Below are 25,277 nucleotides of genomic sequence, written 5' to 3' on the forward strand. Positions count from 1 at the left end.
ACGGCTCGCCCGGCATGGTCAGCCCCTTGAGCAGGACCGGCAAGGCTATGCTGGCGACGACCAGAGATACGATGATCACGCCGGCCGCCAGGAAGATTGCCAGATCACGCGCCGGGAACGGCGTTCCGTCGTTCAAGGCCAGCGGCAGCGTGAGTACGCCTGCCAGCGTGATCGCGCCGCGCACACCGGCGAAGGACATGGCCGCGACCAGCCGCCAGTTGGGGCTGCGCACGGTCGCTGCTACGTTTCCGCCATTCCCTTCGGCATGACGCTTGCGCAGGATCGTGAACTTGAACGAGAGCCACACCCAGGCGAAACGCAGCGCCGCAAGGCCCAGCACGATCGCGACGACATAGAGCGCGAGCCAGCCCGGCTCCGTATGGCCGGTGACCGCCACGGTCAGCTTGGCTTCGGCGAGAATGCCGGGAAGCTGCTCACCCAGCAGCACGAAGATGATGCCGTTCAGCGTGAACTGGATGGTGTCCCATACCGAATTTCGGCGCATGCGCGTGACGGCCATGGCTTCGCGCGAAATCTCGGCAAAGGTCATGGTCACGCCGGCACTGACGGCGGCAAGGATGCCCGAGGCGTGGAAATGCTCGGCCAGCATATAGGAACCGAAAGGTATCAGCAGGCTGACGAGGATCTGCGAGCCGGTATCCTCTCCCCAGCGGCGCGTGACCCACGCCTTGGCCCGCGAAACGACCAGAGTGACGGCGACGCCGATCACCAGGCCCGCTCCGGCAACCCAGAGGAAGTTGAGCGCGGCGCCGCCGGCGGAGAACGTGCCCGTCAACGCCGCAGCTACGGCGAAACGCAGGCAGACGAGGCCGGAGGCGTCGTTGAGCAGCGATTCCCCTTCGAGAATGTGCATCATGCGCTTGGGGATCGGCACGCGGGCGGCAATGGCCGAGACGGCGATCGGGTCGGTAGGCGAGACGACGGCGGCAAGCGCGAAGGCCACGGCCAGCGGCATGGCCGGGATCATCCAGTTGATGAAGAGACCCATGCCGATGACTGTCGTCAGGACGAGGCCCAGCGCCAGTTCCACCACGGTGGAAACGTCCTTGAACAATTCGTCCTTGGGGATGCGCCAGCCATCCAGGAACAGCAGGGGCGGCAGGAACAGCAGCAGGAACAGTTCGGGATCGAGGGACACGCTATAGGAGGTCGAGAGACCGATCACGCAGCCGAGCAGGATCTGCACGAGAGGCGTGGGGACCGACCAGGGCAGCATGCGCGATATCGCGCCGCTCACCACTACCGCTAGCAAAAGGAAAAGTACGACCGAAACTGATTCCAAACCTTGGCTCCTTCCATGTCTTCACACGCCATGTTTTCTCGCAGGGGACCATGGGGGCCCGGGCAAAGGATTGCAAATCCTGCATCCGTCATTTTTGCCGTGAATTGGCCCGGGGAAACTGTTTGAAACAGAATCGGATGCGTCGGCGCGGTCTCGACGGGTCTTGCGCACGCACCTTGAGGCTGGAAAGATGACATTTCGGTGTCCCCGTCGGCCGTTCGGCCGCGGCCCCTCGAAACGAAAGCGAGCAGTGACGAAGACCGCCCTGATCATCCGGCACGTCCCTTACGAAGGCGTCGCGGGCTATCGCATGCCCATCGAGGCGGCCGGATATGACGTCGACCGCATCGACGTGACCGACCCGGCATTTGCCGCGCTGGATCTACGCGAACCGGACCTGCTCATCATGATGGGCGGTCCCATGGGCATCTACGAGCAGGACCGGCATCCCTGGATTGCCTGCCAGATGCGCCGCCTTGCACTCAGGCTCGATGCCGCGCGGCCGACGCTGGGCGTCTGCTTCGGCGCCCAGATGATAGCCGCGGCGATGGGGGCAGAGGTCTTTGCCGGGCCGCACAAGGAAGTGGGCTTTCACAGCATCTCGGTGCATGACAACGCCATCGACGGCCCCTTGCGGCATATTGCCGGTGTGCCGGTGCTCCATTGGCACGGCGACACGTTCACCCTGCCCGCCGATGTCGAGCTGCTCGCATCCAGCCATCTCTATGCCCACCAGGCGTTCCGGCGCGGCAGCAATATCCTGGCGCTCCAGTTCCATGCCGAGATGGGGCTGGACCCGCGCTTCGATGCCTGGATCGAACAGTGGCCGGAATCGGTGATCGAGGCCGGCGGAGACGAAGCCTCGCTGCGCGCCGCGCATGACAGCCTTGGCCCTGCCGCGGTTGCGGCCGGACAGGCGATGATCGCGGAGTGGCTCGAAGGGCTGCGTTGAGGCCGAGGAACGCCGGTCAGACTTTCGTGGCTTTCTGCTCCAGCAGAATACGGCGAATCTCCCGACTGCGGGCGGAAAATCCGCGGTGCTCGAAGAGTCCCAGCGGCGGATCGGCCAGGCACGAAGCCAGGGTCAGCGCGGTCTCCAAGCCCGGCCGGCGCAATTGCAGATCCCGCCGCCAGCGCTGGAAAGCCACGCGCCAGCCGCGTTCGCCGATGGTCACGCGCACGCCCAGCCACGCCGCCAGCGTGTCCAACTGCACCGCTAGAGCACGCCGGGCGCGTCCGGGCGGGAACAGGGCGGCAAGTTCGCCGCCGTCCGGCCCGCCCTCTTCCTCCGCAAGCCGGGCCATGTCCACAAGATGGCGCAAGTCGATCCGGCCGCGCCAATAGTCGGCTTCCTGCAATTGGTCGTGGAGGACGAAAAGCGCCGTGAGCGCCGCGGGGGACGGCATCGCGACGGTACCCGTGCCGATGGCAAAGGGGCTGCAGGCATCGACAAGCCACTGCAAATTCCGTCCCCTGCCGATGCGCTTGAGGCGGTAGTGCAAGTCCAGCCCGCCGACGTCACGCTCTCGGCCCAGGTTGGCGCCCTGGCCCGGGCTCGTTTCCGTGGGACCGTCGAGCCGGCGGTAGCCGATGGCCTCCAGTGCGACGAAGGCGCGCGGGCCCTCGTCTTCGCGAACCATGAGGTCCAGGTCGGTCAGCAGGCGGTCGTCACATTCCGGTCCGCGGCGCGCGAGCAAGGCGGCGCCCTTGAGCAGTACCGGGACGATGCCCTCTGCGGCCAGCGCCGCCACCGCCTCGGTCAGTTGCCCATGCATCATGCGGTTGCGCGCAGCGGTTCGCTCGGCAATGACGTGGAGCATCCCGGCGGCCTCGGGCGGAACGCGGGCGTCCTGCCCCCGCAGCGCCCCGGCCAGGGCGGGCGTGACGAGCGTACGATTGGCAAGGCCCAGCACCCCTTCCCAATCGGTCGAAGGCGGGATGCGGCCCTTCAGGCATGCGCACAGATCCAGGAAGGCCGCATGGTCGCGGGAGCGGTTCGCCATTCAGTTCCGGCAGGGCCGGAAAGCGCGACGTCCCGGCATCGGCGCGCCGCGAACGGGATCGTTCGCGAACGTCGCGGCGCGGAATGGCGCGCTTCGCAGCCTCCTCTGGGCGGAACGATGGTACCGCCTAGGCAAGCAACGCCTCGATCAGGGGCAGTGCCGCTTCGGCCTCGGCATAATGGAGCGTGCAGGTATCGGCATTGTCGACCATCCGGGCAAGACCGCGCATCTGCGCGGCCGTGCAGCGCCCCTCGCGCACGAAGCCTTCCTCCAGCAGCCGGCCGAGGCAGTCGATCGGGGAATGGGGAACGAGCCCGGCGGCACGGCCGTCCTCCCGGCGCAGATCGACGATGGCGGCAACGCGCTGCCATGCCGGAGCGACCGGCGACGGCAGCGGCGCATAACGCAGCCATTGCCCGTCGGCACGAAGCACGGGCGGCAATGCGGCAAGGCCGGGCAGAACGGCGGCGAGGCGATCCCAGCTACCGCTCTTGACCGTCAGCGGCAGAGGCACGCCCATCACCAGCCCGCTGCGCGGATCGAACAGGACGATATCGTCTCCCGCCAGCCCGAGCGGACCGGCCGAGACGGCGGCCATGGTCGCCAATGTGGACTTTCCAGCGCCCGGCGCGCCGATCAGCAGCACAGCGCCGCTGCCGGGGCCCTGCGGCGAAACGAGGCAGGCGGCATGAAGGGCCACATATCCCGGCTGCTCCAGCACGAGATCGACGATGGCGCCGCGCAGCACCGGCGCCGCGGCATCGCGGGAAGCAAGCGTTCCGGCCTGTTCGTCGAAGATGCCGGCAAGTTCGTCCGGGCCCTGCCCCATGGCTTCCACGGTGACGCGGGCGGCGGAATCGATCTCCGCGGCACCGGCCTCCGCTACATCCAGGGCCGGTAAATGCGCATAGGCGGCAGCGAGTTCGCGGCCCCACGCCCCCTCGGGAAAGTGTAGCAAGATGTCCCGTCCGCCGGCGCGCAGCCGGACCAGATGGCCCTGCGCGTCGGACGGTCCGAAGTCGGCGGCCATGACCCGCTGGGCGCTCCAGGCAACCACGAGGGCGTCGACCTCGCCAGCGGACATGCCCATGGTCTCGTGCAGTTCATGGCGCAGATCGGCAAGGCCGATGCCGTCCGCCAGGAGCGCCACAAGCATTCCGGCCGAACCGTTGAGCGCGTTCAGGCGCTGGGTCGCCTCTATGAAAAGGACCGGGCGATCGGCGATGACAAGCGGAACCACGCCGTCCGCCAGGCGCAGGAGCGGACCTCCGGCCTGCTCCTTCCCATCTGGCACGACCTCATCCGGCACGACATCCCCGGCCGTCTGCGTTCCAGACGCCATGCCCCCGTGCATCGCGGCGCCCTCCCCCGGTTGGTTTCGGCCTCGATCCCCGCGAACCCGTCAGGCGCGCAGGTTTTCGAGGCCGAAGACGATCAGTGGCCCGTACCCTTGCCGGCACCGTCCTTGCCCTTGGGCGTAACGCCCTCGGACTTGGGCAAGCTGGCTTCGGCACTCACCGATCCGGCATGGGTATCCCCCGTGCCGGGAACGCCGGTGTCCTTCGGACCCGAGCCCGAACCGCCGCCGTCCTTGACGCTGCCGCCATCTCCGGTGGAACCGCCGCTACCCGAGCCGCCGCCCGGCGTGCTGCCGGAACCGCCGCCGCTCGAAGACCCGCCGCTGCCACCGCCGCCGCCGCCGCCACCGCCCGACTTCGCAATCGCCGTCGAGGTCAGGGACGTCGACAGGAGCATCGTCATCGCCGGGGGTACGAGAAGCGAATACTTCCCACAGGCGGCAAGAAAGGACCGCCGGTCGTTTTGGCCGAGTTCGGCCAGTTTTTCCTCCGCAAGCTTCATGTATTCGACTCCTCGCCAAGTCTTCCGAAGTTACATGAGTCGCAGGGGCCAGAAAGCGGCAATCTGGACCTGACGGTGACACCTATCCCGATGCCACGGCCGTCGAATCCAAATGGGGCAGGCCACTACCTCCAACGCGCCGCTTACAGGCTACCAAGGACTTAGGGCTTTTTGGACAAGGCCTGCCGGAGTGCCTGTAACGCCCCTGTTTCCGGCCCAGAATCATGGTGTGAAATCACGGCGTGAATCAGGCCGTGACCTAGAGCAGCGGGCTGACCAGACGCGCGCCGTTTTCCACGAAACGCCGCATCCGCGACCGCGCGCGCCATTCCGCCAGGGTCAGTTCGTCACTGCCGGCGATGTAGTTCTTCTGGATCCGCGCCAGATCCTCGATCCCCGGCCGGTCGAGAAGGAGCAGGCTGACTTCCTCGTTGAGCTGGAAAGAGCGCACATCGACATTGCTGGAGCCGACGATGCCCAGGCTCTCGTCTATCCGCACCGCCTTGGCGTGCAGCAGGAAACCGCGATAGCGGTGGATGCGCACCCCGTGCGACAGCAGTTCGTCGTAATAGGACGACTGGGCCAGGTTCACCAGCAGCTGGTCGACCACCTCGGACACGACGATATGCACTTCCACCCCGCGCAGGACGGCCGTGATCAGCGCGCCCAGCAGCCCCTCGTCCGGGATGAAGTAAGGCGTGACCAGCACGATCTCGCGCTCTGCCCGGGCCACCTGCCAGGTCAGCAGGGTCAGGAACCCCTCCAGCGGATAGTTCGCGCCGCTCGGCAGGACCTGAAGGATGGAATCGCCCGCGGGAGCCGGCAAGGCGAGTGCCGGTTCCAGCATTTCCTCGGTCTCCATGAACCAGTCCGACACGAAGATCGCCGACATCGCCGCGACGGCCGGGCCGGTGACGCGCGCCACGAGTTCGCGGTTGGTCACGCCCGGGCGGAAATCCTTGGCGACGATGTTGAGCGAACCGGCGTAGCCGATCTTTCCGTCGATCAGGAACAGCTTGCGGTGGTTGCGCATGTCGCGCCGGGTGCGCCCCCGGATCAGGCGGAACGGCAGCATCCGGCGCACGCGGACGCCCTGTCCGCGCAGCGCCAGCAAAGTGCCCTTGAGCCAGCGATAGGAGCCGACCGGATCGACCAGGACATGGCAGGGCAGGCCGCGATCGACCGCCCGGCCCAGTGCAGCGATCACCCGGCCGGCCGTGGCATCATCGGCAAAGATGTAGGAAAGCAGCCGCACATGCTCGTTCGCCGCGTCGATATCGGCAACCAGCCGCGCGATCACCGCGTCATAGTCGTCCAGAAGTTGCACCGCATTGCCGCCCACGGCGGGCAAGTGGCCCAGCCGGCCCGCCAGTTCGACCACTTCGGCCGGGACAAGCGCGGCACCCGGCGCATCGCGCGCCATGCGCCCGGCGGCATCGCGGAAGAAGCCGCGCAGGCTCTCGAAGCGCTCGACCCGCCAGGCGGGGAAGCGCGGACTGCCGATCGCGGTGAAAAGCAGCAGTCCGGGCACCGGCAGAAAGAAGATCAGCAGCAGCCAGCTCGCCGCCGCCGCAGGCGAGCGCCGCAGCGGCACGACCGCCAGCATCGTCAGCCGAATGCCCCACTCGACGATGTAGTAGGCCTCGCCGAGAGTGGGCAGCGTGATCATGCGCGGAAGTCTTGGGCAATCTCCGCATGATGCGCAAGGGCGTTCCCCGTCCTGCGTGCCGTTGCACGATATGGCGAACAGCCGAATTCGCCCGGGCAATCAGATCGCCGCGCCTGTCGATAATCCGCGCGTTCGGTCGTAGAGGGGGATGCAGCTTCATCGACGCAGCTACAGCAACAGGGCACCTGCATGACCGCCAATCCGTCTTCCGTGGCCAGCCAGCGCATCGCCGATATCCTGGCCGAGCGCATTCTCGCGGGCGACCTCGCCCCCGGTGCCCGGATCAAGCAGGACGAACTGGCGGAGGAACTCGACATCAGCCGCATCCCCGTGCGCGATGCACTGCGGATGCTCGAAGCGCGTGGGCTCGTGGTCATGCGGCCCAACGCCGGGGCGCGGGTCACCGCCCTGACCACGCGCGACCTGGAAGTCTCCTTCGAGATCCGCGCGCGCGTGGAACCTCTGCTGCTGGCCGAAAGCGTGCCCGGCCTGACCGAGGGCGACATTGCCGACCTTTCCGCAACGATGGCCCGGATCGAACGGGCGACCGATCTCGACGAGACCATCGCGCTGGGCCGGGAATTCCACTGGATCACGTATCGACGCCACGACACGCCCTTGCTGGCGCAGATCGTCGAGCGCGTGTGGGATACGACGCAAAGCTACCGCCGCGCCTATATGAAGCTCTCGCTCGGCCAGGGAAACCGCACGCACGACGTGGAGCACCGGCTGCTCTACGATGCGATCTGCCGCGGCGAGATCGAGACGGCGCAATCGGTGCTGTCGATGCATATCCGGCGCACTTCGCTGGGCCTGCAGCGCTATGCCCACCTCCTGAGCGCGGCACCCGAGGCGCGCGCTGTGCCGCCCGAATGACCCCGGCATAACGCCGGCCCGATCTCTTCGCCGCCGCGTTGCCTGCCCGCTCCGGAGACGGCTAGAGCATTGTCCCGTCAGGTGGAAACACCTGATGGCTCGGAAAATGCGACACATTGAAAGCTCGGAGCCGGGAAATCGACAGCCAGGAGGGAGCTTGCGCCGGATGCCGGATATTGCCGAACGCGCGCATAACATCGCCCAGTTGCGCGCCCTCGCCCGGCGCCGGCTGCCCCGTGCCATCTGGGAATTCGTAGAACGCGGCACGGAAGACGACCTGCTGATCGGGCGCAACGTTTCGGCGCTGCAGGCCCTGAACCTTCTGCCGCGGACCTTGCGGGACGTGTCCAGCCGATCGGCCCGCACGACGCTGTTCGGACGCAGCCAGCCGCTGCCGCTCGTCATTGCCCCCACCGGCGTGGCCGATCTCATGTGGCACCGCGGAGAGCGCGCGATCGCGGGCGCAGCGGCGGCCGCCGGCATCCCCTTCACCCAGACGACCAGCTCCACCACCGCCTTTGCCGAGATCGCCAAAGTCGCCTCGGCCGGCCATTGGATGCAGATGTACCTCTGGGAACGGCGAGACCTCTCCTGGCAGGTCGTCGACGCCGCGCGCGATCATGGGGCGGACGTCCTGGTGCTCACGGTCGACACCCCGCTCTGGCCGCTGCGCGAATTCAACCGCCGCGCCGGCATGTCCAACCCGGTGCGCCCCAATGCCCGGCTGGTCGGAGATTTCCTGCGCCGCCCCGGCTGGCTGGCCTCGGTGATCGGCCGCTACATGCTCGAAGGCGGCCTGCCCCAGTTCGCCAACTACCCGGCGGAAGTGGGCGGCCGGGTCACGGGCAAAGTCGCCAGGGTGACCAATTCGGCCTCGGTGGACTGGAAGGATGTGGAGGCGCTGCGGCGGCGCTGGCCCGGCAAGCTGGTGGTGAAAGGCCTGCTCCATCCCGAGGATGCCCGGCTTGCGGTGGAGCACGGGGTGGACGGCATCGCGGTCTCCAACCACGGCGGGCGCAATTTCGATTCCTCGCCGCCCGCGATCGCCGCCCTTCCCGCGGTGGTCGATGCCGTTGCCGGCCGGGCGACGGTCCTGTTCGACAGCGGCGTGCGGCGGGGCGCAGACGTCATCAAGGCTTTGGCCCTGGGCGCCGATACCGTGATGGTCGGCCGTGCGACGCTCTATGGCTGCGCCGCGGCGGGCGAGCGGGGCGCCGCCCATGCACTGTCCCTGCTCGCCAACGAGATCGACGTGGCCATGGCCATGCTGGGGATTGCCGCGCTGGACGAGCTGAGCCGGGACTTCGTGGTCCCCGCCGTCTAGCGCGCAACCTCGCGACCTTTCGAAGGCGCGATCTGGCCACCCGCGCGCCCGGCCTGCGGGCTATCGCATTTGGCTATTTCTGCCTCGATTGACCGGCGCCCGGCTTGAGGCCGCCAGCAAAGCTCAGCAATCAGCCCTACACAATTGCGGTGGCGGCCGTGCTCGATGTGATGGCCGAGTCGCAAGATTGCCGACCGTCGCTGGAGCCGGGCCGCTGCCGCGCGTGTCGCCAATAATGTCCGCCTCCCGAAACCAAGAGCAAGGGGCGGGCCAGAGGAGAAGTGCATGGAAGACCCCCGCGCCCTTATTGCGCGCGAACCGATGCATTACCGGCAGGTCATCGCCGTCGGTATCGCCACCGCGCTCAACGCACTCGACGGTTTCGACGTGCTCTCGATCAGCTTCGCCGCGCCCGGCATCGCCAGGGACTGGGGCATCGACCGCGCCGCCCTGGGCCTGGTGCTGTCGATGGAACTGTTCGGCATGGGTATCGGCGCCTTCGTGCTGGGCAACCTGGCCGACAAAGTGGGCCGCCGCCCGATGCTGCTCGCCTGCCTGGTGATCATGAGCATCGGCATGGCGCTCGCCTCGACCGCCGCCACCGTGCCGATCCTGTCCGCCTACCGCCTGTTCACCGGCCTGGGCATCGGCGGCATGTTGGCCGCGACCAATGCCGTCGTCGCGGAATGCTCGAACGCGCGCCGTCGCAACCTCACGGTCGCCATCATGGCGGGGGGCTATCCGATGGGCGCCATCGTCGGCGGTTCGGCCGCATCCTGGCTGCTCGCCGCGACGGGCCGCTGGGAATCGGTCTTCCAGTTCGGCGCCGTGGTGACGGTCTGCTTCATCCCGCTGGTGCTCTGGCTGGTGCCGGAAACCATGGCCTTCCTGCTGCTGAAGCGGCCTGCAGGGGCGCTGGACAAGATCAACCGCACGCTTGAGCGGCAGGGCCGCGCGCCCATCGCCGCCATGCCGCCCGCCGATCCGGTACCGCAGAAGGCCGGCGTCAGCGCGCTCTTCGCCCCCGGCATGGCGCATGTCACGATCATGCTCACCGCCACGTATTTCTTCCACATGATGACCTTCTATTTCCTGGTGAAGTGGATTCCCAAGATCGTCGTCGATCTGGGCTTCCCGCCCGCGCTGGCCGGGGGCGTGCTGGTCTGGGGTAACGTGGGCGGCGCGATCGGCTCGATCGCGGTCAGCCTGCTCAGCCAGAAAGTCGGGATCCGCCCGGTGGTGGTCGCCACGATGTTCCTGGGGGCCATGGCAGTCGTCGTCTTCGGCCAGGGCGCCGTCACGCTCGGCAGCCTCTCCGTGATCGCCGCCATCGCGTGCTTCTTCGCCAACGGGGCCACGGCCGGCCTCTATGCCGTGATCGCGCAAAGCTATCCCGCTGCGCTGCGGGCCGGCGGGACCGGTCTGGTCATCGGCATCGGCCGCGCCGGTGCGGCGCTCGGTCCGATCCTGGCGGGCGTGCTGTTCACCGCCGGATGGAGCCTCGCCCCGGTCGCCATCGCGCTGGGCTGCGGCACCCTGGTGGGCGGCGTGCTGCTCTCGCTGACACGTTACCGCGAGAGCGCCATCGCCTGATCGGCCGATAGGAATCGCCTGATCGGCGGATAAAAATGACGGGACGGCGAGTTCGCAGCGGCCGTCCCGCTAAAATAGCAAGACCTTCCAGAGAGGACTTCCCGATGCGCTCCCCCCGCGCCCTGCATCTGCTTGCCTGCGGCTCCCTTGCCGTCCTGACCGCCGCTTTCCCCTACCAGCCCGTATTCGCCCAGTCGGTTCCCCCGGAATCGAAGGACGTGGGCGAAGGCACGCTTTCCACCCAGGCCCCTCCCGGCATTCGCCCGGCCAAGTCGCAGGCCCGTCCGGCCGAGGCGCTCCCCGGCGGCCGTCCCGGCCCCGAGGGCCTGCCCCAGAACATCCGCTGGACGGAAGACTGGTCCAGGCCCGCCGCCGCGGACGATCCCCTGCTGGTGAAGATCAAGCACATCCCCATCGCCAATGACGATGTCTACCTGACGCTCGGCGGCGAGGCGCGCGTCTACTACACCGACTGGCACCACTCCTCGCTGGGCCTGAAGCCGAACGACAACAACGACCCGGTCCAGTCGCGCCTGCGCCTGCTGGCAGACCTGCATGTCGGCCAGAACCTTCGCGCCTACGTCGAGCTGGGCGACAACCGCGAATATGGCGAACAGTTCGCCACCGCGCCCAACCGCGACAAAGTGGACGTCTACCAGGCCTTCGTCGACGTGACGGTGCCGCTGGGCAAGGCCGGCAAAGTGACCTTCCGCCCCGGCCGCTTCGAAATGCCGCTGGGCAACGGCAAGCTGGTGGGCGTGCGCGAAGGCCTGAACATGCGCTTCACCTACCAGGGGGTACGCGCCACCTACATCCTGCCGGGCAAAGTCTCGGTAGACGTCTTCGCGGTGAAGCCGATCCTGATCGATCCGGGCACGTTCGACGACGGCCCTAACCACGCGCAGGACTTCCACGGCGTCTACATCAGCGCGCCCAACCGCATCGCCGGCTTCGGCACCGACCTCTACTGGTACGAGATGGAGCGCAACCGCGCGACCCTCGCCGCCGGTGTCGGCAAGGACGACCGCAACAACTGGGGCGGCCGCCTCTGGAAGCGCGGGGCCCGCTGGGACCTCGACCTCGAAGCCACCTATCAAAGCGGCTCCTTCATCGGCAAGGATATCGAAGCCTACGGCGCCATGTTCGAAGGCGGCTATACCGTGAGCAGCGCACCGATGAAGCCGCGGCTCGGCCTGCGCGCCAACTACTTCAGCGGCGACAAGGACCTTACCGACGGCAAGGTCGGCACCTTCGTTCCCGCCGCCGCGCGTCTGCCGCTCATCACCGAGGGCGCCTTCTTCAGCTTCTCCAACCTGATGGACATCTATCCCTCGGTGACGGTGAAGCCGCTTCCCGCGATCACGGTCATGGCCGGACCGGACTTCCTCTGGCGCGCGCGCAAGGGCGACGGCGTCTATATCGGCCCCTCGGGATCGAGCTTCACGCCTTACGATTCCAGCCGCTCGATCGGTACGGACCTCAACCTGGAGGCTTCGTGGCAGGCGACTGATCGCCTGGCGTTCCGTCTCTGGGAAACCTACTTCGCCGCCAGCGATTCGTTCCAGGCGAATGGCGGCAAGAACGGCAACTACTTCGGGCTCATGGCCAACTATCGCTTCTGAGGCGATCTGGAACGGCAGGCGATCCGGTACCGCCGGATCGCCTGCCGTGTACCCAGCTCAAAAGATCCGCCGCCTCGACGTGCCGCGAGGACAGCGAAGCGTCAGGCCAGCAGGTCCTCGTAAAAGGCACCGAACGACCGGGTGGGATGGCGGATCTGCATTTCCAGGATCCATAGCCCCTTGCCGGGCAAGGCATCGAAATCGCCCAGATTCCCGCCCTTGTGCACGGAGTGCGGATAGTCGCCAACCCGGTGTCCGCGGATGTCGAGGTTGAGCACCCAGCCCATCGCCCGCGCTTCTTCCTCGGCACGGGCATAAAGCGCGCGGCCGGTCACCTCGCCCTGCCCCCAGATCGCCTGCACCCGGTCGAACAGCACTTTCACGTCGCGCGCGCAGGCCTGCATCCCGGCATCCTCGCCAACGGTGAACGTGGCGCCCACGTCGCCCTCGTGCCCGAAGAACACCGGGCCCATGTCGATGAAATAGATATCGTCCGCGCGAAGGACGGCGTCGCCCTCGGATCGATCGCTGAAGATCTTCAGGGTGTTCTCGCCAAAGCGCACGAGCACGGGGTGCCAGGACTTCTCCAGGCCGAGTTCCGCCAGCGCCGCCTCGCCGATGGCCACGGCCTCGCGCTCCCGCATGCCCGGGCGGACCTGGGCGACGATCCGTTCCAGCGCGCGCCAGGACAGGGCCTGGGCTTCGCGCAGAGCTTCAGGCGAATAGCCCGGTCCCACGGCTTCGCGCGGGGAAGAAAGGGTCGTCATCTCGGCTCCGTCATGGCTGTGGGAATCCTTCTGCACGCTCACGCCTCCGGATCGCCGTAGACCCAGGCCATCGTGCCCGAGCGCAGGCGCACTTCGCGGCGCACGTAGTCTATCTCATAGGCATCGGCATGGGCCAGGTCCTCGGCGGAGATCCGGAACAGCGTGCCCTCCACCGCGTCGTCCTCGCGGTCGCTCGGCTCCACCATCGGGTGCCAGCGCGTGCCGCTCTTGGCGATGACATCGGCGTCGGTGATCTCGATCAGGCGCTGCCGCCAGCCGGGCATGGCATCCGGCTCGCCCTCGATCCGCCGTCCGAACAGCGCCAGTTGAACCGCTTCCTGGCGCAAGGTGCCGTAGGAAAAGAGGTGAACGTCCTGCATGGTCACTCCGATCGCCGGCCCGAACGGCCGTATCGCGCCGGATACAGCGCTGCCCGCCTTATGCAAGCCCGGGCGCCGTCACGCGAGCACGGCGTTGACGATGCGGGCCTGGGTGAATTCCTCAAGCCCGGCCTGCCCCTGATGGCGCCCGATGCCCGATTGCTTCGCGCCGCCGATCGGCACCTCGAAAGGCAGGCTGAACACGCGGTTGACCCAGACCAGCCCGCTCTCGATACGCCCCGCCAGCTTCAGGGCGCGCTCCGTGTCACCGCTCCAGACCGAGGCGCCAAGGCCGTATTCGCTCTCGTTCACGCGGCTCACCGCCTCGTCCACGCTGTCGTAGGCCAACAGCGGGATGACCGGACCGAACTGCTCCTCGCGCACGAGGCGGGCATGTTCCGGCAAGTCGCGGATCACGGTGGGCGGGACGAACCAGCCCTCTTTCGCCAGCGGTGCGCCGCCGACGACCACGCGTCCAAGCGCGCGGCTCTCTGCCAGAAGTTCCGCCAGCCGCGCGTGCTGTGCGGCGTTCTGGACCGGGCCCAGCGTGGTCGCGGGGTCGAGGCCGCTGCCGGTCACGGCCTCCCGCGCGAGGTCTGCCAGAGCGTCGCAGAGCGCGTCGATCTTTCCGCGCGGCGCATAGATGCGCTTGATGCCGATGCAGACTTGCCCGGCATTGGCCATGGCACCTTCGAACAGCCGGGGCGCGATGGCGGAAATGTCCGCATCGTCGAGCACGAGCGCGGCATCGTTACCGCCCAGTTCCAGCGTGAAACGCTTCAGGCTGTCCGCCGCCGAGGCCATGACCTTGCGCCCCGTCGCCGTCGATCCGGTGAAACTGACATGAGCGATGCCGGGATCCGCGGCCAGCAGCGGACCCAGCGTTCCGTCGTCGCCCAAAGTCTGGAACACGCCGGGCGGCAGCAGGTCGGCCGCCAGTTCGCCCAGCAGAAGCGCGGTCAGCGGCGTGGTCGGCGCGGGCTTGGCGATGACGCAGTTTCCCGCGACCAGTGCCGGCGCCAGCTTGAGCACCAGCAGCAGCAGCGGGAAATTCCACGGTACGATCGCCGCGACCACGCCCAGCGGATAGCGCTGTTCGACGATCCGCTCTCCCGGTGCATCCACCAGCACGCGCTCCTCCAGCCTCAGGCCCGCATGATAGCGCAGTGCTTCGATGGAAGCGCCGACTTCGCCGCGTGCCTCCGCCAGCGGCTTGCCCTGTTCCTGAGTCAGCAGGCGGGCGAAAGCCTCCGCGCGCTCCGCCAGGGCCGAGGCCAGCGCTTCCAGAGCGCGGGCACGGTCCTGCGCCGGGCTGTCGCGCCAGGCCGGGAAGGCCCGATTGGCGGCGGCAATCGCGCGTTGCGCCATGGCGCGATCGGCGCACCAGCTAGGCGTGAGCACCGTGCCGGTGGCGGGGTCGAAAACGTCGAAAGTGAAGGCGCCTTCGTGAAGACGCCCGTCGATAAGCATGGCTGGCTGCATGCCTGTCCCTTAGGCGCCGGACGCCGCGCCGTACACCCTGCCCGCACCCGCGTTCCGCCCGGCCGGCGCGGGCGAGGGAACAATCTCGAACCTTTGCAGTTGATTAGATGCGGGGTTGTGCCCGGCAGCAACGAAAGGAGCAGCCAGCCATGACAAGAATAGCGCCCTGTATGGGAGAAGAACGGAGGCTAGACCTCCTGACCATCGCCGGCATCACGGTGGTGCTCTGGATCGCGATCATCGGCATGGCCATGGTCGTGCTGTGACTTTCGAACCGGCACCTCAGCAGGCCACCTTGCGCAAGGATTTCTCGATCTCGCCGCCGCAATAGGCGTCGCCATATCGTTCCTTCGCGTCACTCGCCAGACGCGACAGCGCCGGCCTTTGCCCCATGCGGCCAACGAGAGCGGAAACCCGGGGTGCCGCGCGCTCCAGCAGCGATGCAATCTGGCCGAAGCGTTCGGTCATCGTCGACCAGAGCACGGCCGTGACCACATCGGCCAGTCCCGCCTCGTCGTCGCCGAGGAGATAACCCTCGCCGTCGCCCAGGCCGTGCGCGCGGCCGGTCGCTTCCCAGATGGCCATCCAGCGTTCCAGGCGCGGCAGGAATTCCTGCCATTCCTCCTCGCCCCACATCTCCCGTCCACCATCCATCGTGAGTTCGTCGATCACGTCATTGGCGTCGTTCACCACCTTGATCGATGCGGCCCGGCCTTCGGGCGTCGCGGGCAGGAGGTCCAGCTTGTCGCCCAGATAGAGCGCGATGGCGGGCATCTGCGCGATGGCGAAGCCGTTCTCCCGGTCGATCAGGACCGGCGGCCCCATGAAAGGCACCGGCTGATCGCCGGGAGACTTGCCCATGAGATCGGCGATGTCATCGCTGTCGTGCTCGTTCCAGGTCTTGCCGGCGAAAGCCAGGATCCCGCGAAGGAACTGGCCGCGAAACGGGACGGGCCAATAGTAAAGATCGAAATCGGACATCGCGCGCAGGCTCCTCGGGACAGGGTCCTGAGGGGAAAGCCTCGCGCCGCGGGACGTTCCCGGGCCAAATCCCCGCAGCCCCACCCGGCCTGCCCCACCGCACGGTGCGGGGACCGAATGCCTCAGGGCTGCGGCGAAGGTCTGGCTTGCGGCGGGGGAGGAGGCGGCGGCGACACGATTTGCTCGATCACCTTGCGCCCGTCGATCTGCAGCCCGTTCTGGTCCAGCTTCACGTCGACCGGCGCGCCGTTGATCTGGGTCGAAAGCACCGCCTTGCCCTGTTCGACGCGCAGATTGGCATCGCCCAGCGGAATATCGCCGAGATCGGGCACGTCGAGCGGCTGGACCGGGCCTTCCGGATCGGGGCTCTCGGTCGCGCGCGGACGGGGTGCAGCGCGCTCGCCCAGGGCCTGCTGCATGAAGTCTCGCCAGATGCGCGCGGGAATGGTACCGCCGGAAACCCCCTTGAGCGGCGTATTGTCGTCATTCCCCACCCAGACGCCGACCACAAGGTCCTTGGCATAGCCAACGAACAGCGCATCGCGGTTTTCCTGGCTGGTCCCGGTCTTGCCGTAGTTCGCCGCCTGGAGCCGCGCCCCGCGCCCGGTACCGCGATTGACGGCGCCGCGCAGCAAGGTCTCCATGTTCTCGTGGACATCGCTGGACAGGCTGCGGCGGCCGCTGATCAGCCCGTCGAACCAGCCTTCCTCCTTGGACTTGAACGCCGTGGGCACGACCGGGAAACGGTTGCCCGCGACACCCGCGTAAGCGGCGGTCAGTTCCATGAGGTTCATGCTGGAGGTCCCCAGCGCCAGGCTGGGATCGCCATGGGGCAGCGGCGCAGTGACGCCCAGCTTGCGGGCCATGTCGATCACCGCCTTGTCGCCCACTTTCTGGAACAGGCGCACGGCGGCGACATTGCTGGAATGGGCGAAGGCATCGGCCAGCGTGATCGTTTTCGAATAGGCCCCGCCCGCGTTCTGGGGGCGGTAGTAGCCGATCTCGAACGGGGTGTTCTCGATGGTGTCCTCGGGCTTCCACCCATCGTTCAGCGCCGCCAGGTAGACGAAGAGCTTGAAGGTGGAGCCCGGCTGCCTCTGTGCCTGGGTCACGCGGTTGAACGGCGACTTGGCGTAGTCCCTGCCGCCGACCATCGCCACCACTTCACCGTTCGGACGCATCGCCACGAGCGCGACTTGCGCCTTGCCGAGCGGCGCGCCTTCGATGGCGCGGCGCGCCGCGGCCTGAAAACGCGAATCGAGCGTGGTCTTGTAAGTCTGCGCGGCATAACTCGCCTCGTCGATCCCGCGCGCCTGCGGCAGCGCCCAGTCGGCGAAGTAAGTGCCGGTCGGCAGGTCGTTGCGCGAGCGCACGTCGAGCCGCGGCGGACGCGTGGCGCGGGCTTGGGCGGGCGTCATGTAGCCGGCATCGACCATGGCCAGAAGCACCACTTTCATGCGTTTTTCGGCCAGGTCGTAATTGTTGGTGGGCGCCAGGCGAGAAGGCGCCTTCATCAGGCCGGCCAGCATGGCCGACTGCGCCGGCGTCAGGCTTTCCGGCTTGCGGTGGAAATAGTGGAGCGAGGCGGCGCGAAGGCCATAAGTATTGTCACCGAAGTAGGCGTTCGAAAGGTAGCGTTCGAGGATCTCGTCCTTGGTGAGCCAGGCTTCCAGCCAGAACGCGATCAGCACTTCCCGCGCCTTGCGGGTGAGGCTGCGTTCGGAGGTGAGGAACGTGAACTTGGCCAGCTGCTGAGTGATCGTGCTGCCGCCCTGGGTGCCGCCGCCGCTGACGTTGCTCCACAAGGCGCGGGCGATCCCGCGCGGGTCGATGCCCCAATGGCTGTAGAAGCGGCGGTCCTCGATGGCGATGAAGGCCTGGGTGACGTGGATCGGCAGCTTCTTCACTTCGACCGGCGCGTCGACGATGGCGCCGTTGCGGGCGATCGGCGTGCCGTCCGCGGCCAGCAGGGTGATCTGCGGCGGCGAGATCGGCTGCAGCGATTTCGACATGGGCGCGGTCACGGCCAGCCAGCCGATCGTTACGATGAAGAGCATGAGCAGCGCCGCCACCCCGCGCGAGAACCACCACCAGCGAGAGCGGCGCCTTCGCGGCTTGCCTTCGGGCGGCGGAGGCGGGTTCGGGGAATGAGGGGAAAGGTCGCCCTGAGCGGGTCCGCCTTCCGGCAGACTGTCCAGGTTATCCAACGTCAAGGCCATGGTTTTCGGCTTCGCCTGCATTTCCCGTGTATCGGGCCCACCCCGGGCCGGATTCCGCCAATACGGGGTTCCGTGCCGCGTTGCGAGGCAATTGTTGTCGCAAAATCGACAAACCGCAGACCCGGCCCGATGACCATCGCGCCGGCCATGCTCTCGTTTACGCAGTCCCCGGGTCATCGGTCCTACCCAGCAGGGATAGGCCTTCGCTCTGCCGGGTTAGAGCGCGCGGCCCGGCCGGGCATTCGGTAGTATATGGTCCTGTAGATACATTCCGCCCTCACCCTCCGGTAGCGTCTTCCCATTCGCTTGAAGGAGGGAACGAGCGTGACGGCACTTGCAAAGATAGAAGCCCCGAGCCGCGAAGACCGGCAGAACCGCGGCCTGCTGACCCTGGACCAGAGCCTTGCGCTCGACAGCGAGTCCGCGATGGGCCTCTACGCCGCCCACCTCAACAAATACATGCTCCAGGTCTTCGACATCCTGGGCCTGGCGCAGATGGATATCGAAAGCGCACAGGGCGCCGAGATCACCTTGCGCGACGGGCGCAGGATCCTCGATTACTCGGGCGGTTTCGGCGTGCTGGGGCTGGGCCACAACCACCCCCGCATCATCGCCGCAGAGCGCCGCTGCCACGATCTCAAGGTGCTGGACTGCATCAAGATCGCCCCGCACAAGCTGCAGGGCGCGCTGGCTTACAACATCTCCCGCTTCCTGCCGGAACCGCTCGACGTCTCGTTCCTCGCCGTCTCCGGCACCGAGGCCAACGAAGCGGCGATGAAGATCTGCGAGCGCGTGCAAACGCCCAAGGGCAAGACCAAGTTCCTCTGCTTCAAAGGTGCCTTCCACGGCAAGACTCACGGCCCGCTTTCGCTCACCACGGCTACCGACGTGCAGAGCGGCTTCATCATGGGCGTGCCGAAGGAGAACGTGGTCTTCGCGACCTATGGCGACATCGCCTCGGTGCGCGAGGCGATCGCCCGCGAGAAGGCCGATATCGGTAAATCCGGCAGCGGCAACCGCATCATCGCCGGGATCATCGAGACGATCCGCGGCACGTCATGCCACGTTCCCGATCCCGGCTTCCTCACCGAATTCGCGCAAGTCTGCCGCGAGAACGACATCCTGACGATCTTCGACGAAGTGAAGGTCGGCATGGGGCGCACGGGCAAGTTCTGCGCCTTCCAGCACGAGGACGTGGTGCCCGACGTCGTCACGCTCGCCAAGACGCTGGGCGGCGGCAAGCGCGAGCTGGGCGCCATGGTCACTTCGCAGGCGCTGTTCGACAAGGCCTATGGCAACAAGAACGACTGCAACCTGCACAGCTCCAGCTTCAGCGGCATGGGCGAGACCTGCGCCGTCGGCATCGAGACGCTCAACGTGCTGGAGGACGAACGCCTGATCGAGCGCGCCGCCCGCATGGGTGAATATCTGCGCGCCGGGCTGGAGCGCCTGCGCGAGAAGTACCCGCGCAAGATCGTGTCGCTGCGCGGCAAGGGCTGCTTCCAGGCCATCGAGCTGAACTTCGGCCAGCAACTGGCTGAAAAGGCGATCGATATCCGCAAGAACCCGCTTTTCGTCACCTACGAGACGGTCCTGATCGGGGCGATGGCCCGCGAACTCTACGAGCGCCACGGCATCCTGGTGCACTTCCAGCCCGGCGCCCGCGACCTGCTGCATTTCATGCCGCCCTACATCGTTTCCGAAGCGCAGATCGACGCCCTCGTCGATGCCCTCGACGATGTGCTGGGCCGCGGCGTGGCCGATGCCACGGTGCGCTTCGTGGTCAAGAACATCAAGCGCGTGCTGGGCTGACGCCATGGCCACTCCCGCCGACAGGCTCACCCCCGCCCCGCGCAGCTTCACGGCTCCGCACGTCTCCGCCGCCGCTCCGGGTGGATGGATCGCCTGCGCCGCGATCCTGGTCCTCTCGCTGGTGCTGTTCCAGCTCAACGTCCATCACGGCATGGTCGTCACGCCGGACAGCACCCGCTACATGGGGATCAGCCCGATCCCCTATGACGCGCCGGTCTATCACTGGATGCTGGTGCTGCCCCATGCCCTGGGCATGCCGCTGCTGACGGCAGCCAGCGCCTGGGCGCTGGTCACCCTGGTGGCCAACGTGATCCTGATCTTCGCGCTGATCCGGCGCACGGCCGCAGACTGGCGCTATGCCGCCATCGGCACCGCGCTCATCGCATTGGCGCCGCAGTTCGTTTCGCTTCACGCTGCGGTGATCTCCGAGCCCCCGTTCATCACGTTCGTCCTGCTGACCCTGTGGTTCACGCTGGACTATTTCGAACGCGGCGCCCGGCGCGATCTCCTTATCGCCTCGCTGATGCTGGGCATGGCCACGCTTACCCGCTTCACCGCCCCGCCGATCGGCGCCGCCGTGGTCCTGGTGATCCTGGCGAACCCGCGACTGCCCTTCGGACGCCGGATCGCCGACAGTGCCCTGTTCGCCATTCCCGGCGCCGCGCTGTTCTTCGTCTGGGTCGTCGCCAGCACGCTGACGGTCGGCCATTCGATCGGGCGCGAACTGCGCTTCTACGGCAACATGGGTCCGGCACAGTGGTGGGCGAACCTGGAGACGACGGCCGCCTGGCTCCTGCCCGACGCGGTGCCGCTGGCCCTCCGCGTGCTGCTGCTCGTCGCCGTGCTCGGCTTCGCCGGCTGGCAGTTCGCACGCCAGCTCGCCGCCTGGCGCCGCGTTCGCCCCGATGCGACCCCGCGCGATGGGGGCTGCGACCCGCGCCTGGCGTTCTCGCTGATGCTCGGCCTGTCCTTCGTCGGCTACCTGGCTTTCGTCTGGCTCTCCACGGCGCTGGAAGCGAACCTGCAGTTCGTCGGCCGCTACGGTTTTCCGGCCTATGTCATGCTGGTCATGATGGTCACCGCGCAGGCCAGCGGCCTCGACCAGCGCCTCGGCGGCCTGCGGACGATCTGGCTGACCCTTGCCGCCCTCGCCGCGCTGGTCCTCGTCGGCCACACGGTCCGCACTTCGGCCCGCACGTATCAGGTGTACCGCGAGGGCATCGGCTTCCTCAGCCTCGAATGGCGCGCCTCGCCGACCATAGCCGCCGTCGAAGCGCTCCCGGGCAATGCCTCGCTCTTTTCCAACGGCCCCGAAGTGGTCGCCCTGCTCACCCAGCGCAGCGCCCAGATCGTGCCGCAGGAGCGCCTGCTGCGCACCAACAGGCCCGACCCGACCAACCCGCCCGAAGCCCAGCTTGCCCGCATCCGGGCCCAGGCGGACGCGGGCCTGCCGGTCTACGTGGTCTGCTTCGACCGGATCGACTGGCGCTTCTACCTCGCCAGCGAACAGCGCCTGAAGCGCGACCTCTCGCTCGAACCTGCCGGCGCCTTCGCCGACGGCCGCATCTACCGCGTCAAAGCCACCCTGCATCCGTGAATGCCCCAAGTTCACCCCTCCGTTCCAGGAGAATCCGGAAATGAACACATCTGAAATGAGGGGGCCTGAAATTGCGGGACCCACCACGAAGGGCGCCGCATCGCGCAACCGGAAGACCGCGCGCCTGCGCGACTACCTGAGCCTTGCCCGCTTCGATCACGCCACCAAGCACGTCTTCGTGATCCCGGGCCTGATCCTGGCCTATGCGCTGCGCGAACCTTCGCTGCTGGACGCCCCGGCGCGGATCGTGATCGGCTTCGTGGTGGCGATCGCCATAGCCTCGGCCAACTATATCATCAACGAGTGGCTGGACCGCGAATCCGATGCCCACCATCCCAGCAAGCACCACCGCACCGCGGTGTCGCTGCAGCTCTCCCCGGCGCTGGTCTACCTGCAATACACGGTCTTCGCGGCCTTCGGCCTGGCCCTGGCGACCTCGCTGGGCAGCGCCTTCTTTACCGTGGCAGTCGTGTTCCTGGTCTCCGGCATCGTCTACAACGTGCGCCCGCTGCGCTCCAAGGACCGGCCGTTCCTGGACGTGGTCTCGGAATCGGTGAACAACCCCATCCGCCTGACCCTGGGCTGGCTGATGATGGACCCCTCCAGCATGCCGCCCGCCAGCCTCCTGCTGGCTTACTGGGCCGGCGGCGCGTTCCTGATGGGCTCCAAGCGCCTTTCCGAATATCGCGACATCACCGCCATGGTGGGGATCGAGACGCTGACCCGCTACCGCAAGTCCTTCGCCGGCTACACGGCGGAAAGCCTGGTGGTGAGCTGCCTGGTCTATGCCATGCTCTCCTCGTTCTTCCTGGGCGTGTTCCTCATCAAGTACCGCGTGGAATACATCCTGGCCTTCCCGTTCATCGCCGGGCTGTTCGGCTGCTACCTCTGGCTTTCGATGCTGCGCGACTCCATCGCCCAGCGGCCTGAGCGCATGTTCCGCTCGCGCCGCCTGATGACCACGCTGGGCATCACCGTGGGTGTGCTGCTGCTGCTCTCCTTCGTCGACCTGCCCAGCCTCACCGCGCTTTCCAACCGCAGCTTCACGCCGGTGGACATGCTGCCCGGCCACGGCAAGTAAGGGAGTGGAAACCGTGACCGACGTGGCCTGGAGCAAGGTGCGGCTCGTGGTGTTCGACCTCGACGGCACGCTCTACGACCAACCGCCGCTCCGCCGCGCGATGGCGCTGGAACTGGTCAAGCACAGCCTTCGCCGCCGCAGCCTGCGCACGGTGGAGACGCTGCGGGCCTTCCGCCAGATCCGCGAGCTGCTGGGCGAGGTTCAGGGGGACGACTTCAACAACGAGCAGTTCCGCCTCACCGCGCGGCGTTGCGGCTGCTCGGAAGGCGAAGTCCGCGCGCTTGTCGAGGAGTGGATCGAGCGCCGCCCGCTGGCCTTGCTGCCGCGCTACAAGGCGCGCGGGATCGACGGCCTGTTCTCGGCCCTGAGGGCGACCGGGCGGCGGATCGCCGTCTGGTCGGACTATCCCGTCAACGACAAGCTCGCCGCGCTCGGCCTCAAGGCGGACCACGTCATCTGGTCCGGAGACCGCGGTATCGGCCGGCTCAAGCCCGATCCCACCGGCCTGCTGGCCCTGCTTGAAGAGGCCGAAGTCACGGCGGAGGAAACGCTGGTCATCGGCGACCGGCAGGACCGCGACGCCGCCGGTGCCGCCGCGATCGGCGTGCCCTCGCTGATCCGCAGCGCCCGTTCCAGCGGCGATGCCCTGTTCCGTCGTTTCGACGATCCCCCGTTCGCACCCATCCTTGCGGAGGCCCGCCATGTCTGACCGAACCCGGCGCCATACCGACGCGGTCGCGCGCTGCGTGACGGCCATCGTCGATGTCCTGATCGACGAATCCCGCCCGGACCTGCCCGCGCCGGAGCGCGGCCTGGTGGCGGACTATGTGCGCGCAACCCTGGCCAGCATGCCGGACTATTTCCGCATCGGCTTCCGCGCGCTGGCCCTGACTTTCGACGTGGCGGCGCTGCCGGCCCACGGGCAGCGCTTCTCACGCCTCGGCGCGGCGGAGCGACAGGCCCATCTCGCCGCCTGGCGCCGGTCGCGCATCGGCTTTCGCCGCTCGATGATCGCTTTCTACACGACTTTCGCCTGCTACGGCCTCTATTCGCTGCCCGCTACCGCGAACAGTGCGCAGGCGGCGAGGATCGCGGCTTGAAGGGGGCTGCCAACGGCGCCAGACACGGCTCGGGCGAGATCGAGACCGAGATCCTCGTCATCGGATCCGGCCCCGGCGGCGCGGTGAGCGGAACGCTCTTCGCCGAAGCCGGACGGGACGTGACCATGGTGGAGGAAGGCGATCATCTCGCCCTCGAAGCCGCGCCCCACTTCTCGCGCGAGGAAATGCTCCTCAAGTACCGCAACGCCGGTGTCGGCGTGGCGCTGGGGCGGCACAAGCTGGCCTGGGTGGAGGGCCGCTGCGTGGGCGGCGGGAGCGAGGTCAACCGCGGCCTCTATCACCGCACCCCCGGCTATGTCTTCGACGACTGGCGGCGGCGCTTCGCGGTGCACAGTCTGGACCTGGCGGAAATGACGCCGCATTTCGCGGCCTGCGAGGCCGTCGCCCGGGTGGAATACGCCGGCAGTGCCGCCTCCGACATGTCGCGCCGCCTCCAGCAGGGCGCCCAGGCGCAAGGCTGGCTGGCGATCGAGGCGCCGCGCCTCTACCGCTACGACCATGACCATGGGCGCGGCGTGAAACAATCGATGTCGGCCACATTCGTGCGCCGCTTCCTGGAGGCCGGCGGCGCGCTGCTTCCGGCAACCCGCATCGCCCGGCTCCGCCGCATGAACGGCCACTGGATCGCCGAGGGCACGCGCCGCGGCGAGGATGGCAGCCGGCGCGCGGTCACTTTCCGCGCGAAGACGGTGGTGGTTGCCTGCGGCGCGGTCCAGACGCCCGCCCTGCTGCGCCGCTCGGGGATCACGAAAAACGTCGGCGACAGCCTGCGCTTTCACCCCATGGTCAAAGTCGTCGCCGAATTCGACCGCGACGTGAACCATCCCGGAGACTTCGACCCGGTCCACCAGGTCAAGGAATTCGAGCCGCGCTTCGGCATGGGCTGCTCCATCAGCACGCCGGCCATGCTCGGCGTCGCGCTGTCTGGGCGGCCCGGCCACTGGGACCTGGTGGCGGAGCGCTGGCGGCGCATGGGCATATACTACGTCCAGTCCGGCGGCGGCGAGGCAAGCGTTCGCAACCTGCCCGGCTTCGAGGATCCCATCGTGCGGGTGCGCTTCTCGCAAGGCGATCTCTCGGTGCTGGGCGAGGGCCTGCGCCGGCTCTGCGAGGCGCTGTTCGCGGCGGGTGCGCAGCGGATCTATCCCTGTCTCGCAGGCTATCCTGACCTGCATTCCCCGGCGGACCTTGCCGGCCTGCCCGAACTGCTTCAGGCCAGCGACGGCAACGTCACGTCGGTCCACGTCTTCTCGTCCTGCCCGATGGGCGAGGACGACCGGCGCACCGCGGCCAATTCCTTCGGCAAGGTTCACGGCACCGACGGCCTCTACATCAACGACGCCTCGCTGCTCTGCGGGCCCACTTCGGTCAACCCGCAAGGCACGGTCATGGCCGTCGCCCATCGCAATGCCACCGAGGCGCTGACCCGCCGGTTCCACTGATCGCGTGCGGTGCGGGCCGGTCCGGCCCGCACCGACGCCTTTTGCCGCGGCGCCAAAGGCCAGCCGCGCTCTATCCCTCCATCATCGGGAATCCGACAGGAAGCAGCGTCCTGCCCGCGGGCCTTCCGGTTTCCCGGCGCATGCC

General features: G+C 67.6%; 21 protein-coding genes (1 of these 21 cut by a window edge). 11 read left to right on the forward strand and 10 right to left on the reverse strand.

Features of this window, described 5'->3' with window-relative positions:
* Positions 1–1,303 carry the 5' portion of a Na+/H+ antiporter gene (locus AC1VV3_RS19365; protein WP_132269391.1) on the reverse strand. The gene continues 350 nt to the left of window position 1, outside the view, so only the first 1,303 of its 1,653 coding nucleotides appear in the window; it begins with the start codon at positions 1,301–1,303; the stop codon falls past the left edge of the window.
* Between the two features lie 250 nt (positions 1,304–1,553).
* Here AC1VV3_RS19365 and AC1VV3_RS19370 point away from each other — a divergent pair, with 250 nt between their 5' ends.
* A complete protein-coding gene (locus AC1VV3_RS19370) occupies positions 1,554–2,255 on the forward strand; it encodes a glutamine amidotransferase (RefSeq protein ID WP_279587456.1) in 702 nt (233 codons plus the stop codon).
* Positions 2,256–2,271: 16 nt separating this feature from the next.
* Here AC1VV3_RS19370 and AC1VV3_RS19375 read toward each other — a convergent pair whose 3' ends face one another.
* The 4 genes from AC1VV3_RS19375 to cls form a co-directional block, all read right to left on the reverse strand.
* Positions 2,272–3,306 (reverse strand): nucleotidyltransferase family protein, encoded by a 1,035-nt coding sequence (locus tag AC1VV3_RS19375; protein ID WP_482962179.1) that lies wholly within the window; start codon positions 3,304–3,306, stop codon positions 2,272–2,274.
* A 127-nt stretch (positions 3,307–3,433) separates the two neighbouring features.
* Complete coding sequence (locus AC1VV3_RS19380) at positions 3,434–4,648, reverse strand: hypothetical protein (RefSeq protein ID WP_482962180.1); 1,215 nt, start codon at positions 4,646–4,648, stop codon at positions 3,434–3,436.
* A gap of 92 nt (positions 4,649–4,740) precedes the next feature.
* Positions 4,741–5,166, reverse strand: coding sequence for a hypothetical protein (locus tag AC1VV3_RS19385; RefSeq protein ID WP_132269384.1), 426 nt, complete (start codon positions 5,164–5,166; stop codon positions 4,741–4,743).
* Between the two features lie 259 nt (positions 5,167–5,425).
* On the reverse strand, positions 5,426–6,835 hold the full coding sequence (gene cls, locus AC1VV3_RS19390) for a cardiolipin synthase (protein ID WP_482962181.1): 1,410 nt from the start codon (positions 6,833–6,835) through the stop codon (positions 5,426–5,428).
* Positions 6,836–7,024: 189 nt separating this feature from the next.
* On the opposite strand from cls, the gene AC1VV3_RS19395 reads away from it, so the two are divergent.
* The 4 genes from AC1VV3_RS19395 (at position 7,025) to AC1VV3_RS19410 (ending at position 12,250) form a co-directional block, all read left to right on the forward strand.
* Positions 7,025–7,711, forward strand: coding sequence for a GntR family transcriptional regulator (locus AC1VV3_RS19395; RefSeq protein ID WP_132269380.1), 687 nt, complete (start codon positions 7,025–7,027; stop codon positions 7,709–7,711).
* A gap of 166 nt (positions 7,712–7,877) precedes the next feature.
* Positions 7,878–9,035 (forward strand): alpha-hydroxy acid oxidase, encoded by a 1,158-nt coding sequence (locus tag AC1VV3_RS19400; RefSeq protein ID WP_482962182.1) that lies wholly within the window; start codon positions 7,878–7,880, stop codon positions 9,033–9,035.
* Between the two features lie 285 nt (positions 9,036–9,320).
* On the forward strand, positions 9,321–10,628 hold the full coding sequence (locus tag AC1VV3_RS19405) for an MFS transporter (RefSeq protein ID WP_132269376.1): 1,308 nt from the start codon (positions 9,321–9,323) through the stop codon (positions 10,626–10,628).
* A gap of 104 nt (positions 10,629–10,732) precedes the next feature.
* Positions 10,733–12,250 (forward strand): alginate export family protein, encoded by a 1,518-nt coding sequence (locus AC1VV3_RS19410; RefSeq protein ID WP_482962183.1) that lies wholly within the window; start codon positions 10,733–10,735, stop codon positions 12,248–12,250.
* Positions 12,251–12,351: 101 nt separating this feature from the next.
* Here AC1VV3_RS19410 and AC1VV3_RS19415 read toward each other — a convergent pair whose 3' ends face one another.
* The 5 genes from AC1VV3_RS19415 to AC1VV3_RS19435 all read right to left on the reverse strand — a co-directional run bounded on the left by AC1VV3_RS19415 (position 12,352) and on the right by AC1VV3_RS19435 (position 18,079).
* Complete coding sequence (locus AC1VV3_RS19415; protein WP_482962184.1) at positions 12,352–13,017, reverse strand: M24 family metallopeptidase; 666 nt, start codon at positions 13,015–13,017, stop codon at positions 12,352–12,354.
* A gap of 38 nt (positions 13,018–13,055) precedes the next feature.
* Positions 13,056–13,397 carry a gamma-glutamylcyclotransferase gene (locus AC1VV3_RS19420; RefSeq protein WP_314468641.1) on the reverse strand — a complete coding sequence of 114 codons (342 nt, stop codon included), beginning with the start codon at positions 13,395–13,397 and terminating at the stop codon, positions 13,056–13,058.
* A 78-nt stretch (positions 13,398–13,475) separates the two neighbouring features.
* Positions 13,476–14,879, reverse strand: coding sequence for an aldehyde dehydrogenase family protein (locus tag AC1VV3_RS19425; RefSeq protein ID WP_482962185.1), 1,404 nt, complete (start codon positions 14,877–14,879; stop codon positions 13,476–13,478).
* 282 nt (positions 14,880–15,161) lie between these two features.
* Positions 15,162–15,860, reverse strand: a complete 699-nt coding sequence (locus tag AC1VV3_RS19430) for a glutathione S-transferase (RefSeq protein ID WP_482962186.1) — start codon at positions 15,858–15,860, stop codon at positions 15,162–15,164.
* Positions 15,861–15,982: 122 nt separating this feature from the next.
* Positions 15,983–18,079 carry a transglycosylase domain-containing protein gene (locus tag AC1VV3_RS19435; protein WP_482962187.1) on the reverse strand — a complete coding sequence of 699 codons (2,097 nt, stop codon included), beginning with the start codon at positions 18,077–18,079 and terminating at the stop codon, positions 15,983–15,985.
* A 324-nt stretch (positions 18,080–18,403) separates the two neighbouring features.
* Here AC1VV3_RS19435 and AC1VV3_RS19440 point away from each other — a divergent pair, with 324 nt between their 5' ends.
* Genes AC1VV3_RS19440 through AC1VV3_RS19465 form a run of 6 tightly spaced genes read left to right on the forward strand, consistent with a single transcriptional unit; the run spans position 18,404 to position 25,132 of the window.
* Entirely contained in the window at positions 18,404–19,891 is a 1,488-nt protein-coding gene (locus AC1VV3_RS19440) for an aspartate aminotransferase family protein (protein ID WP_132269362.1), read from the forward strand.
* Positions 19,892–19,895: 4 nt separating this feature from the next.
* Positions 19,896–21,488 (forward strand): glycosyltransferase family 39 protein, encoded by a 1,593-nt coding sequence (locus AC1VV3_RS19445; RefSeq protein ID WP_482962188.1) that lies wholly within the window; start codon positions 19,896–19,898, stop codon positions 21,486–21,488.
* Between the two features lie 40 nt (positions 21,489–21,528).
* Positions 21,529–22,569, forward strand: coding sequence for a UbiA family prenyltransferase (locus tag AC1VV3_RS19450; protein ID WP_207913092.1), 1,041 nt, complete (start codon positions 21,529–21,531; stop codon positions 22,567–22,569).
* A 13-nt stretch (positions 22,570–22,582) separates the two neighbouring features.
* A complete protein-coding gene (locus AC1VV3_RS19455) occupies positions 22,583–23,278 on the forward strand; it encodes an HAD family hydrolase (RefSeq protein ID WP_165921520.1) in 696 nt (231 codons plus the stop codon).
* Positions 23,271–23,669 carry a hypothetical protein gene (locus AC1VV3_RS19460; protein ID WP_482962189.1) on the forward strand — a complete coding sequence of 133 codons (399 nt, stop codon included), beginning with the start codon at positions 23,271–23,273 and terminating at the stop codon, positions 23,667–23,669. Before AC1VV3_RS19455 ends, AC1VV3_RS19460 begins: the two co-directional genes overlap by 8 nt.
* Complete coding sequence (locus tag AC1VV3_RS19465; protein ID WP_132269353.1) at positions 23,666–25,132, forward strand: GMC family oxidoreductase; 1,467 nt, start codon at positions 23,666–23,668, stop codon at positions 25,130–25,132. The genes AC1VV3_RS19460 and AC1VV3_RS19465 overlap by 4 nt, the downstream gene beginning before the upstream one ends.
* The last annotated feature ends 145 nt before the right edge of the window (positions 25,133–25,277 follow it).

The sequence above is a fragment of the Novosphingobium sp. BL-S-34 genome, from assembly GCF_056857015.1.